We start from the raw sequence: 12,677 nt of genomic DNA on the forward strand, positions 1-12,677 counted from the left end.
CGACGGGTGCTCATAACGATCAAGGATGATCCATGTCGATACCAGTTGCTACACCAGTTTCCCCTGCGGAACTGGAAGCCCGTTTACGTCTGCATCGTCTGCCGGAGCTTGGCCCGGCGCGTTTCAGGAAATTGCTGGAAGCCTTCGGTTCGGCGTCCAAAGCGATCAGTGCACCCGCCAGTGCCTGGCGTGCGCTCGGCTTGCCGCTGGTGTGTTGCGAGGCCAGGCGCACCCCTGAAATTCGTGACGGCGCCAGCCATGCATTGGCCTGGCTAGAGCGTCAGGGCCAGCATTTGCTGATGTGGGACCAGCCTGACTACCCCGCGCTGCTGGCGCAGATCAGCGACGCGCCACCTCTGCTATTCGTGGCGGGCGATCCACAAATTCTGGAAAAACCGCAATTGGCGATGGTCGGCAGCCGGCGTGCTTCACGGCCAGGCATGGACACCGCCGCCGCGTTTTCCCGCAGCCTGGCCGGTGCCGGGTTTGTCATCACCAGCGGCCTCGCCCTGGGGATCGATGCCGCCGCGCATCAGGCGGCACTGGACGTGGGCGGGCGAACGGTTGGGGTACTTGGCACGGGACTTGAAAACTTTTATCCACAGCGCAATCGGCGCCTGGCGGATGCCATGATCGCGTCCGGCAGCGCGGTGCTTTCGGAGTTTCCGCTGGACGCCGCTCCCAGCGCCAGTAACTTCCCCCGACGCAACCGAATTATCAGCGGTTTGTCCCTTGGCGTGCTGGTGGTTGAGGCCAGCGTTGCCAGCGGCTCATTGATCACGGCCCGGCTGGCGGCGGAACAGGGGCGCGAGGTGTATGCAATTCCGGGATCAATTCATCATCCTGGCGCTCGCGGTTGCCATCAGCTGATTCGCGATGGCGCCGTACTGGTGGAAACCATCGAGCATATTCTCGAAGCCTTGCGGGGCTGGCAGCAGCTGCCGTTTGCAACGGAAACCTCCGCGGTCGAAACCAGCCATCCACTGCTGACGCTGCTCCACGCCGCCCCCCATACCAGCGAAGCACTGGCCGATGCCAGTGGCTGGACCTTGCCCAAGGTACTGGCGACGTTGACGGAGCTGGAAATGGACGGCCGGGCCGTCTGCGAAAACGGCCGTTGGTTTGCGCGGGTGAGCTAGGTTTTACAACGAAGATGGGTAAACTGCGCAGAGCCTTATTCTGGAGAGTTTTTCATGGTCAACAGTTGGCGTGTGCAGCAAGCCGCACGAGCAATTCGCGCAGGGGCGGTGATTGCCTACCCAACCGAAGCTGTCTGGGGTCTGGGTTGCGACCCGTGGGATGAAGAGGCGGTGGATCGTTTGCTGCTGATCAAGGGCCGGTCCGTGGATAAGGGCCTGATCCTGGTCGCCGACAATATCCGCCAGTTCGACTTCCTCTTTGAAGACTTCCCCGAGCTGTGGATGGACCGCATGGCCAGTACCTGGCCCGGGCCGAACACCTGGTTGGTGCCGCATCAGAACATGTTGCCGGAGTGGATTACCGGTGTGCATGAAACGGTGGCGTTGCGGGTCAGCGATCATCCCCAGGTGCGGGAGTTGTGCGCCTTGGTCGGGCCGCTGGTGTCGACGTCCGCCAATCCCCAGGGCCGGCCGGCGGCTCGCACGCGGATTCGTGTCGAGCAGTATTTCCGGGGGCAGGTTGATCTGGTCTTGGGCGGGAACCTGGGTGGGCGCAAGAACCCGAGTGTCATTCGGGATCTGGCGACCGGGCATGTTGTGCGCCCGGATTAGGACCGCGTCATCCTTCATCGCTGGCAAGCCGGCGCCTACAAGGGTTTTGCGAACGCCACAAAACCTGTAGGCGCTGGCTCGCCAGCGAAGGCGTCCTCAAGGCAACAGAATGACCGACCCGGTCGTACGCCGCGCCGACAACTCGGTCTGCGCCTTCGCTGCGTCCACCAGTGGATAACGCTGGCTGATGTCCACCGTCAGCTTGCCGCTGATGATCATCTCGAACAACTCGTCGGCCATGCGCTGCAGGTTCTCGGCGTTGTTGGCGTAGGTCGCCAGTGTCGGCCGGGTGACGTACAACGAGCCTTTGCCCGCCAGAATCCCCAGGTTCACCCCGTCCACTGCCCCCGACGCATTGCCGAAGCTCACCACCAGACCACGGGGCGCCACGCTGTCGAGCGAGGTCAGCCAGGTGTCCTTGCCGACGCCGTCGTACACCACCGGGACTTTTTTGCCGTCGGTCAATTCCAGGACGCGTTGCGCGACGTTTTCATGGCTGTAGTCGATGGTCGCCCAGGCACCATTGGCCTTGGCCAGCGCGGCCTTCTCTGCCGAACTCACGGTGCCGATCAACTTCACGCCCAAGGCCTTGGCCCATTGGCAGGCCAGGGAACCGACGCCGCCGGCAGCGGCGTGGAACAGGATGGTTTCGCCTCCCTTGAGTTCATAGGTCTGGCGTAGCAGGTACTGCACGGTCAGGCCCTTGAGCATCACCCCGGCGGCCTGCTCGAAACTGATAGCGTCCGGCAGGCGCACCAGGTTGGCCTCGGGCAATACGTGAACTTCGCTGTAGGCGCCCAACGGGCCACTGCCGTACGCCACGCGATCGCCGACCTTGAACCGGGTCACTTCGCTGCCGACCGCCTCGACCACGCCCGCGCCTTCCGAGCCGAGACCCGATGGCAGGGCCGGTGGCGGATAGAGGCCGCTGCGGTAATAGGTGTCGATGAAGTTCAGGCCGATGGCCTTGTTGGTCACGCGGACCTGCTGCGGGCCGGGCTCGGCGGGTTGATAGTCCACGTACTCAAGGACTTCGGGGCCACCATGGGCACGGAACTGGATACGCTTTGCCATCTGCACTCTCCTGAGATCGTTGTACCAAGTCCGCTATCTGGCTCCGAAGCGTGATCTTCGTCAACTGCGACGAGTGCATCGGCGGTGGTATGCTACGCGCCCATTTGCGAGGCCGCTCCGATGGAGCGCCGCGTAGCTTTGCCCGATCCAAGGTGATGCCATGACTACCCGCACCGAGGCCGTAAAAGCCTACCTGCTCGATCTGCAAGACCGTATTTGCGCTGCCCTGGAGGCCGAAGACGGCGGCACACGCTTCGTCGAAGACGCCTGGACCCGGCCTGCTGGCGGTGGCGGACGCACACGAGTGGTCGAGAATGGCGCGGTCATCGAAAAGGGCGGCGTCAACTTTTCCCACGTCTTCGGCAGTGGTTTGCCACCGTCGGCCAGCGCCCATCGGCCGGAACTGGCCGGGCGCGGCTTCGAGGCCCTGGGCGTGTCGCTGGTGATCCACCCACACAACCCGCATGTACCGACTTCCCACGCCAACGTGCGGTTTTTCATCGCTGAAAAAGAAGGTGAAGAGCCGGTCTGGTGGTTTGGCGGCGGTTTCGACCTGACGCCGTACTACGGCAATGAAGAAGATTGCGTGCACTGGCACCGCGTCGCCGAACAGGCCTGTGCGCCGTTCGGTGCGGACGTCTACCCGCGTTACAAGGCCTGGTGCGACAGCTATTTCCATATCAAGCATCGCCACGAGCCCCGGGGCATCGGCGGCTTGTTTTTCGATGACCTGAACGAGTGGGACTTCGACACCAGCTTCGCGTTCATGCGGGCCATCGGTGACGCGTACATCGAGGCGTACCTGCCGATCGTGCAGCGCCGCAAAAACGCTGCCTACACGGCCAAGCAGCGGGAGTTCCAGGAGTTCCGTCGTGGGCGCTACGTCGAGTTCAACCTGGTCTACGACCGTGGCACGCTGTTCGGCCTGCAATCGGGTGGCCGTACCGAGTCGATCCTCATGTCGCTGCCGCCGCAAGTTCGCTGGGGTTACGACTGGAAAGCCGAGCCTGGCAGCGAAGAAGCGCGCCTGACTGAATACTTCCTGCAAGACCGCGATTGGCTGGCCCAGGCCTGAGAGGAATGTTGATGGACCGTTATGTCGTTTTCGGTAACCCGATTGGCCACAGCAAGTCGCCACTGATTCATCGCCTGTTCGCCGAGCAGACCGCGCAGAAGCTTGACTACAGCACTTCGCTCGCGCCCCTCGATGATTTTTCCGGCTGCGCCCGGGCGTTTTTCCTCGAAGGTCGTGGCGCGAATGTAACTGTGCCGTTCAAGGAAGACGCCTATCGCCTCGCGGACAGCCTGACGGCGCGGGCACAACGGGCCGGTGCGGTGAACACCCTGAGCAAACTGGCCGATGGCAGCTTGCTGGGCGACAACACCGATGGTGCCGGACTGGTGCGGGATCTGACGGTCAACGCCGGGTTCAGCCTCAAGGGCAAGCGCATCCTGCTGCTGGGTGCCGGTGGTGCAGTGCGCGGGGCACTGGAGCCGTTGTTGGCCGAACAGCCGGCTTCGGTGGTCATCGCCAACCGTACAGTGGACAAGGCCGAGTTGCTGGCGGAACTGTTCTGCGATCTGGGCCCGGTATCGGCCAGTGGTTATGACTGGCTGCAGGAGTCGGTGGATCTGATCATCAATGCGACGTCCGCGAGCCTGACAGGCGAGGTGCCGCCGATTGCGCCGAGCCTGATCGAGCCGGGCAAAACGGTTTGCTACGACATGATGTACGGCAAGGAGCCGACCTCGTTCTGCCGTTGGGCCAGCGAACATGGCGCGGCGGTGTCGATGGATGGACTGGGGATGTTGGCCGAACAGGCGGCCGAAGCCTTCTTCCTGTGGCGCGGGGTGCGTCCGGATACAGCGCCGGTGTTGGCGGAGCTTCGTCGGCAATTGACACAGTCCCTGTAGGAGCGGGCTTGCCCGCGAAGCTTTTGGCGTACTTAAGGACGCCTTCGCTGGCAAGCCAGCTCCTGCAAGGGTTTCAGTCCTCAAACCGGATCGGGCATTTCTCTGCCCCTTCCAGCTTCCTCAATTCATCCACCACCTGTGGCCGGGCCCGGCGCAGCGTCAGGCTGCGGTCCTGGCGCAATAGCCGCCGCGCTTCCTGATGCAGCATCTCCACCCCTGAATAGTCGATGAAGTTGATCTGTTGCGCCTCGATCACCACGCGTGCACCGTGCATGCGTTGCAGGCGAACTTGCAGGTAATGGCTGGCGCCGAAAAAAATCGAGCCGCCGACCCGCAGAATGTCTTCATCGCCGTCGCGTATATGTTGCACCCGTGGCTGCGAGGTGCGCTTGAGGTAAAAAAACAGCGACGCCAACACCCCTGCATAAATCGCCGTCTGCAGTTCCAGCAGCAGCGTGGCAATGCAGGTCAGGCCCATCACCACGAACTCGGCGCGACTGACCCGCAGTAACGCACGAATGCCCCGATGATCCACCAGGCCCCAGGCGATCAACAAAATGCTGCCGGCCATGGCCGGGACAGGAATGTGGGCGATCAGGCTTGCCCCAAAAATCGCAAACAGCGCCACCCACAATGCCGAAAAAACCCCCGCCAGCGGCGAACAGGCTCCCGCTTCGTAGCTCAGGCCTGAACGGGTGAAGGAGCCGGCCGAGAGCGATCCGGAAAAAAACGCACCAACGATATTCGACAGTCCTTGGGCGCGAACTTCTTGGTTTGCGTCGAGTATTTGCTGCGAACGTGCGGATATCGAACGGGCAATCGACAAGCTGGTGACCAGTCCGAGCATACCGACCGCCACGGCACTGGGCAGCAGGCGCAGGATCAGGTCGAGGTCCAGCGGCAGTGGACTGAAAGGCGGCAACTGGCCGGTGAATGCGCTGACCAGCCGCACATGTCCGAACATCGATGGCCAGAGCCAGACCAGCACGGCGCCCAGCACCAGGGTAATCAGCAGCGTCGGCCAGCGCGGCAAGCACAGCTTGAGGATCACGCCGACCACGACGGTGGCCACTCCGAGCATCAGTGAAGGTTTATCCACGTCGCCCAGATGTTTGAACAAGGTGATGAAATTGTCCAGCGCGGTGGCTTGGCTGGGCAGGTCCAGGCCCAGCAGGTTGGGTAACTGGCCGACGGCAATCACCACCGCTGCGCCGAGGGTGAAGCCAAGCACGACCGAATGAGAGACGAAATTGACCAGCGCACCGAAGCGCAGCAAACCCAGCAGCCACTGGAAAATCCCGGCCAGGAAGGTCAGCAACAGGATTAGCGTGACGTAGTCTTGCGTTGCCGGAACGGCCAGAGGACTAACGCTGGCGTACAGGACGATGGAGATGGCCGCCGTAGGACCACAGATCAAATGCCACGACGAGCCCCAGAGACAAGCGATCAGCACCGGGATGATCGCCGCATACAGGCCGTATTCCGGCGGGAGACCGGCGATCAGCGCGTAGGCGATGGATTGCGGCAACGCGAGAATCGCGCCACTGAGGCCGACAACCAGGTCACGACCGACGCTGGCGCGGGTTTGCCGGGGTAACCATGTGAGGAACGGGAAGAGTGAATGGCGGCTGGGAAGGGCCATGGGTCCTCTCGGGTTGGGTTTTGCATAAGGGTATCAGCACCAGGCATTGTGGGAGCGAGCAAGCCCGCTCCCACATGGATTAGAGCCTGGCTTTCACCGCCGGTAACGCATCCTTGCCATCCACGGTCTTCACGCCATCGAGCCATTTGTCGAGCACGGCCGGGTTGGCCTTGATCCACGCCTTGGCCGCATCGGCATTGCTGACTTTCTTGTTCACCACCTCCGCCATGATGCTGTTCTCCATCTCCTGGGTGAAGCTCAAATTGGTGAGCAGCTTGCCCACGTTCGGGCAGGCCTGTGCATAACCTTTGCGGGTCAGGGTGTGCACGCTGCCGGTGTCGCCGAAATATTTTTCGCCGCCCTTCAGATAATGCATTTTCAGCTGCACATTCATCGGATGCGGCGTCCAGCCGAGGAAGGTCACGAACTTCTGTTTCTTCACCGCTCGGGACACTTCCGCCAGCATGGCTTGCTCGCTGGATTCGACCAGTTTCCACTGGCCCATGTCGAAGTCATTTTTCTTGATGATCTCTTGCAGCGAAATGTTGGCCGGGGCGCCTGAGCCGATGCCATAGATCTTGCGGTCGAACTTGTCGGCGTATTTGTTCAGGTCGGCAAAGTTACGCACACCGGCGTCCCAGACGTAGTCCGGTACAGCGAGGGTGAACTCGGTGCCGTCGAGGTTTTTCGCCAGTTGCGTGACGTCTCCGGTGGCGACGAACTTGTCGTAGAAGCCCTGCTGCGCCGGCATCCAGTTACCGAGGAAGACGTCCACCTGGCCGTCCTTGAGCCCACCAAAGGTGATCGGCACCGCGAGGGTATCGACCTTGGCCTTGTAGCCCATGCCATCCAGCAGAAATCCGGTGATGGCGTTGGTCGCGGCGATGTCGCTCCAACCCGGGTCGGCCATTTTCACCGTCTCGCAACTCTGATCGGCGTACACCGATGCACTGCCCAGGGCCAGGAGCCCGACCGTCAGTACTGTGGATAACCTTTGCATGGACTTCCCCTTAACATTATTGGTTTTGGCAGGGTTGTGGATAACGTGCTTTACGTTCCAGATCGTCGAGGTCGATGTGGTTGCGCATATATTGCTGACTGGCGTCCACCAGAGGCTGGTGATCCCAGCTCTTCAGCTTGCCGATGGTCAGGGCATCGGCGACGAAACGCCGACGCCGCTGGCTGGCGAGCACCTGTTGATGGATCGCCGGGATGTCCCATTTGGCACGCGCTTCGGCGAGAAAATCTTCGAACAGCTGTTGATGTTGCGGCGACTGGCTGAGCTCTTCCAGTTCCCGCGGGTCATTCTGTACATCGAAGAGCAGGCAAGGGTCGTCTTCGCTGTAGACGAATTTGTAGGCGCCACGGCGAATCATCATCAGCGGGCTGATGGTGCCTTCGGCCATGTACTCGCCGAACACTTCGTCATGTCCGCCCTGCCCTTGCAGATGGGGCACCAGCGAACGGCCATCGAGCGGCAAGCCGGGTTCGAGGGAGCCGCCGGCCAGTTCGACAAAGGTTGGCAAAAGATCCGCAGTGGAGACCGACGCGCTGACCCGTGCGGCGCCGAATTGCCCGGGAGCACTGATCAGCAGGGGCACTCGAGCGGCCATTTCATACCAGTGCATTTTGTACCAGAGGCCACGCTCGCCGAGCATGTCGCCGTGGTCCCCGGAGAATACGATGATGGTGTCATCGATCAGCCCGGTATCATCGAGGGTTTGCAGGAGTTTGCCGACGTTGCTGTCGATATAGCTGCATGCACCGAAGTAGGCACGGCGCGCGTCGCGGATTTTATCCACAGGCAGCGGCTTGTCCCACAGGTCATAGACCTTGAGCAAGCGCTGGGCATGCGGGTCGAGTCCTGCTTGATCCGGAGTGACAGGCAGCGGGATGTCGGCGTCGTCGTACAGATCCCAGAATGCCTTGGGAATGGTGTACGGGTCGTGGGGGTGCGTCATCGAGACGGTCAGGCAAAACGGCTGGTCGCCGTCCTCGCGGATGTGGTCGAACAGGTACTGCTGGGCCTTGAACACCACCTCTTCGTCGAAATCCAGTTGATTAGTGCGCACGCAGGGGCCTGCCTGCAGCACAGAGGACATGTTGTGGTACCACGTCGGACGCACGTCCGGTTCATCCCAGTTCACCGCCCAGCCATAGTCGGCCGGGTAGATATCGCTGGTCAGGCGTTCTTCATAGCCGTGCAACTGGTCCGGACCGCAAAAATGCATCTTGCCCGACAGCGCGGTGCGATAGCCCAGGCGGCGCAGGTAGTGGGCATAGGTCGGCACATCGGCAGGGAAATCGGCCGCGTTGTCATAAGCGCCGATCTTGCTCGGCAGCTGGCCGCTGACCAGGGTAAAGCGTGAGGGCGCGCACAGCGGGCTGTTGCAGTAAGCGCTGTCGAATACCACACCCCCGGCGGCCAGACGGCTCAGATTAGGCAGCTTGATGGGCGAAGGACCGTAGATCGGCAACATTGGCGCGGCCATTTGATCGGCCATGATGAAAAGAATGTTCTTGCGCTTCATGTGTTCGCGGCATTCCATAGTGGATGTTTATGCGAGAGTGCTGGGACCGAGGATGTAACCCCCGAACTTTGTGGTAAAGCCCATGGCCGGCAATGACTAGGATAAGCACAGCTTATGTATGACGCGCTTGGTGACCTTTCTCTGGATTTGCTCCGTACTTTCGAATCGGCGGCACGCCAGCGCAGCTTCACGGCGGCGGCAGTCGAGCTGGGCACCACACAGCCGGCAATCAGCCAACAGATCAAGCGCCTGGAGGAGCAACTGGCGACTCGACTATTCGATCGCATCTATCGCGGCATCGAACTGACCGAGGCCGGGGCCATCCTTTTCGAACAGGTTCAGCTAGGTTTGCAGAATATCGACGCAGGGTTGAGCGCGATCAGCGCACAGCATCAGCATGAAGTGCTGCAGGTCGCGACGGATTTCGCCTTCGCGGCCTATTGGCTGATGCCCCGGTTGCATCGTTTTCATGCGGCCAATCCACAGGTCGACGTCAGCCTGGTGACCAGCGAGCGTAGTCACAACATGCTGCGCAGCGATATCGATGTAGCGGTGCTGTTCGGCGATGGCCGCTTCAAGCAGGGCGAGAGTCATTGGCTGTTCAGCGAGGAAGTGTTCCCGGTGTGCAGCCCGCAGCTGTTGAATGATCGTGCCCTGCCCTTGCCTGCCAGGTCGTTGCTGGAATTTCCACTCCTGCACCTGAGGAGCGAAAACAGCAGTCACTGGTTTGACTGGAGCGGTGTCTTTCGCGAGCTGGGAATCACCTCGCCTCCCGCGCCGGGCCAATTGCGTTTCGATAATTACACCTTGCTGATCCAGGCCGCCATTGGCGGTCAGGGCGTGGCCATTGGCTGGCGGCACCTTGTGGATAACTTGCTGGCCCAAGGCTTGTTGAGCCGGCCGATTGCCGAAACGGTGATTTCCAGGCTGGGCTATTACGTAGTTTTGCCACAGCGCAAACGGCGTGGCGCCCTGATCCAGCAGTTTGTCGACTGGTTGATGGCCGAGCAGGCCAGCAGTGCGCAATCGTTGAGCGGGATGGCACTGCCCTCCATTGCGGTTTAGCTGTCGGTCGCGATGAAATTGACGTGCTCGCCGATATGCAGGTTTAGCTGCAGCTCATCGGCGATCCCCACTGCTGTACGGGCCAGGCGTGCAAGCGGCTCCGCCAGCCCCGGTTCAAGGCTGCTGCTGACTTGGCTGAAGTGCTCAATGGTCAGCCCCGGCACCCCGCGCGGCGCGTTCACCAGTGTCCAGTGCAAGGCACTGCTTTGCAGCGCTTCGCGGATTTCCTCGGCGGCGTGCAGCTGCAACTCGTCCTCGAACTCCGGTTCGTCCAGAATCTCGAAATCACCTACCAGAAATAGCCGCGCAATGCCCGCCGCCTGCATGCCATCGATCAGCGCGTCCACCGCCAGCACCTGCTCGACCGGGCCGGGCACAATGGTTTTTTCCACATGTTCACTGTTGAATGGTAACCCCGGGGCGTCTAATAAACAGATGACCGCCGAACTGCCGGCCACACTTTGTTTGACCCGTTGCGCGTCGAACAGGTCGCCGGTCTTGGTGCGCAAACCCGGACGTGGCGCCAGCGCCGTCAGGTCATCGAGAATGGCGATCACTTCATGCTGGCGCCGCAGCATTTCAGCCATCAGCGCACTGCCCAGGCTACTCATGGCACCATAAAGCACCACTTTCACTACTGGGGTTTCGGCATTTTTCATGGCTGGCTCCGTTGCTTTCGGGGTTATATGGCGTGTGACCTGCGGGCAACGGTGAGGGTTCGACTCGGTTTCAGGGGGGATTCAGATGCAACGGATCAAGGGCTATCACGCCCATGTGTATTTCGACGCCAGCACCATCGACCAGGCGCGCGCCCTGTGTGAGCAAGCCGCACAATTGTTCCCATTGAAGATGGGCCGCGTACATGAGCGCCCGGTCGGCCCGCATCCGGACTGGAGCTGCCAACTGGCGTTCGACCCCGAGCTGATCGGCGATGTGCTGCCGTGGCTGGCGCTCAACCGCAAGGGGCTGGTGGTATTCCTGCACCCGGATACCGGCAACGATTTGTTGGACCACAGCGAGCACGCGATCTGGATGGGCGCGATCCGGCCGCTGGACTTGTCTATTTTCTGATCGGTCGCCAGTAAATCGACCACTTCAAACCCGTCCGACGACCGGTTGTGCTTCCGGTCATCGCTTTCATCGGCGAAAGCTGGCTGAAAGCTTCCCCGATTAGGATCGCCCCCACTGCCGGCAACAGACCGGTTGGCTACAGCGAGTGTTCGACTGCTCGCACGGCCCATTTAACAACAACAATGGTGATCCTGATGTCCTCTTCTATCCGCCGCTTCGCTGCAACTCCGCCCGTACGCCTCGTGCTTCCCGTTCTGCGCTGATCCCGTCCGATCCGCCCATTCCCTAGCCGCGCTACGCCTGGAGTATTCCCATGCTGACTTTCCTTGGCTTCGCCATGGTCATCACGTTCATGTTCCTGATCATGACCAAGCGCCTGTCCGCGTTGATCGCCCTGATCATCATCCCGATCGTTTTCGCCCTGTTCGGCGGTTTCGGCCCGAAAATCGGCCCGATGATGCTCGAAGGCATTACCAAGCTCGCGCCAACCGGCGTGATGCTGATGTTCGCGATCCTGTATTTCGCCCTGATGATCGACTCCGGCCTGTTCGACCCGGCCGTGCGCAAGATCCTCAAGATGGTCAAGGGCGACCCGTTGAAAGTGTCGGTCGGTACTGCGGTACTGGCGCTCGTCGTGTCCCTGGATGGTGACGGCGCGACCACCTACATGATCTGCGTGGCCGCCATGCTGCCGCTCTACAGCCGCATCGGCATGAGCCCGCGGATCATGGCCGGCTTGATCATCCTCGCTGGTGGCGTGATGAACATGACCCCCTGGGGTGGCCCGACCGCCCGTGCCGCCAGTGCGCTGCACGTGGACCCGTCGGCCATCTTCGTGCCGATGGTGCCAGCGATGGCGGCCGGTGTACTGGCCATCCTCGCCATTGCCTACTTCTACGGCAAACGTGAACGTGCGCGCCTGGGGGAATTGCACCTGGTGGGCGATGAGATCGACCACAGCGAGATCACCGTCTCGCAATTTCCGGATGCCCGCCGTCCGAAACTGATCTGGTTCAACGGGGCCCTGACCCTGGCCCTGATGTGCACCCTGATCGCCGGCCTGTTGCCGCTGCCGGTGCTGTTCATGGTGGCGTTCAGTATCGCCATGATCGTCAACTACCCTTGCCTGCAACAGCAGAAGGATCGCGTCGCGGCCCACGCCGGTAGCGTGCTGGCGGTGGTCGGGCTAATCTTTGCCGCTGGCATTTTCACCGGTATCCTGTCGGGCACCGGCATGGTCGATGCCATGTCCAAGAGCCTGCTGTCGGTGATTCCGGATTTCCTCGGCCCGTACCTGGCGGTGATCACGGCGTTGGTGAGCATGCCGTTCACCTTCTTCATGTCCAATGATGCGTTTTATTATGGCGTGTTGCCGGTACTGGCCGAAGCCGCCAGCCATTACGGGATTACTGCAGTGGAAATGGCACGTGCCTCGATCGTCGGTCAGCCCGTCCACTTGTTGAGCCCGCTGGTACCATCGACTTACCTGTTGGTGGCCCTGGCCGGTATCGACTTTGGTGATCACCAGCGCTTCACCCTGAAGTGGGCAGTGCTGGTGTGCATGTGCATACTGGTTGCCGCATTGCTGATGGGGATTTTTCCGCTGTTCAGCACTCTATAAGCCCAAGA

General features: G+C 61.3%; 12 protein-coding genes. 7 read left to right on the top strand and 5 right to left on the bottom strand.

All coding sequences use genetic code 11. The features are described from left to right. The first annotated feature begins 32 nt into the window (after positions 1-32). Together dprA and tsaC are read left to right on the top strand one after the other, a co-directional pair. Complete coding sequence (dprA, locus tag BKX96_RS18035) at positions 33-1,139, top strand: DNA-processing protein DprA (RefSeq protein ID WP_077185081.1); 1,107 nt, start codon at positions 33-35, stop codon at positions 1,137-1,139. Between the two features lie 54 nt (positions 1,140-1,193). Next, positions 1,194-1,751, top strand: coding sequence for an L-threonylcarbamoyladenylate synthase type 1 TsaC (tsaC, locus tag BKX96_RS18040; protein WP_046818633.1), 558 nt, complete (start codon positions 1,194-1,196; stop codon positions 1,749-1,751). A 96-nt stretch (positions 1,752-1,847) separates the two neighbouring features. Here the strand turns inward: tsaC and BKX96_RS18045 are convergent, their stop codons facing one another. Beyond that, positions 1,848-2,825, bottom strand: a complete 978-nt coding sequence (locus tag BKX96_RS18045) for an NADPH:quinone reductase (protein WP_046818634.1) — start codon at positions 2,823-2,825, stop codon at positions 1,848-1,850. A 160-nt stretch (positions 2,826-2,985) separates the two neighbouring features. Between BKX96_RS18045 and hemF the strand changes: the two genes are divergently transcribed. Continuing rightward, a complete protein-coding gene (hemF, locus tag BKX96_RS18050) occupies positions 2,986-3,900 on the top strand; it encodes an oxygen-dependent coproporphyrinogen oxidase (protein WP_046818635.1) in 915 nt (304 codons plus the stop codon). Between the two features lie 11 nt (positions 3,901-3,911). After that, on the top strand, positions 3,912-4,739 hold the full coding sequence (gene aroE, locus BKX96_RS18055) for a shikimate dehydrogenase (RefSeq protein WP_046818636.1): 828 nt from the start codon (positions 3,912-3,914) through the stop codon (positions 4,737-4,739). 73 nt (positions 4,740-4,812) lie between these two features. Here the strand turns inward: aroE and BKX96_RS18060 are convergent, their stop codons facing one another. The 3 genes from BKX96_RS18060 to betC form a co-directional block, all read right to left on the bottom strand. Then, a complete protein-coding gene (locus tag BKX96_RS18060) occupies positions 4,813-6,381 on the bottom strand; it encodes a SulP family inorganic anion transporter (RefSeq protein WP_077185084.1) in 1,569 nt (522 codons plus the stop codon). A 79-nt stretch (positions 6,382-6,460) separates the two neighbouring features. After that, a complete protein-coding gene (gene choX / locus BKX96_RS18065) occupies positions 6,461-7,381 on the bottom strand; it encodes a choline ABC transporter substrate-binding protein (protein WP_046818638.1) in 921 nt (306 codons plus the stop codon). A 16-nt stretch (positions 7,382-7,397) separates the two neighbouring features. Beyond that, positions 7,398-8,912 (bottom strand): choline-sulfatase, encoded by a 1,515-nt coding sequence (gene betC / locus BKX96_RS18070; protein WP_046818639.1) that lies wholly within the window; start codon positions 8,910-8,912, stop codon positions 7,398-7,400. Between the two features lie 114 nt (positions 8,913-9,026). Between betC and BKX96_RS18075 the strand changes: the two genes are divergently transcribed. Beyond that, a complete protein-coding gene (locus tag BKX96_RS18075) occupies positions 9,027-9,977 on the top strand; it encodes a choline sulfate utilization transcriptional regulator (RefSeq protein ID WP_046818640.1) in 951 nt (316 codons plus the stop codon). Here BKX96_RS18075 and BKX96_RS18080 read toward each other — a convergent pair. Continuing rightward, the gene (locus BKX96_RS18080; protein ID WP_077185087.1) at positions 9,974-10,636 is read right to left on the bottom strand and encodes an NAD(P)-dependent oxidoreductase; all 663 of its coding nucleotides are present in this window, start codon (positions 10,634-10,636) and stop codon (positions 9,974-9,976) included. The genes BKX96_RS18075 and BKX96_RS18080 overlap by 4 nt on opposite strands. An 85-nt stretch (positions 10,637-10,721) precedes the next feature. Between BKX96_RS18080 and BKX96_RS18085 the strand changes: the two genes are divergently transcribed. Both BKX96_RS18085 and BKX96_RS18090 read left to right on the top strand, forming a co-directional pair. Continuing rightward, positions 10,722-11,048 carry a DOPA 4,5-dioxygenase family protein gene (locus BKX96_RS18085; RefSeq protein WP_077185090.1) on the top strand — a complete coding sequence of 109 codons (327 nt, stop codon included), beginning with the start codon at positions 10,722-10,724 and terminating at the stop codon, positions 11,046-11,048. A 313-nt stretch (positions 11,049-11,361) separates the two neighbouring features. Continuing rightward, a complete protein-coding gene (locus BKX96_RS18090) occupies positions 11,362-12,669 on the top strand; it encodes a CitMHS family transporter (protein WP_077185093.1) in 1,308 nt (435 codons plus the stop codon). Positions 12,670-12,677: the final 8 nt, after the last annotated feature.

The sequence above is a fragment of the Pseudomonas putida genome (assembly GCF_001976065.1).
Lineage (GTDB): Bacteria > Pseudomonadota > Gammaproteobacteria > Pseudomonadales > Pseudomonadaceae > Aquipseudomonas > Aquipseudomonas serbica.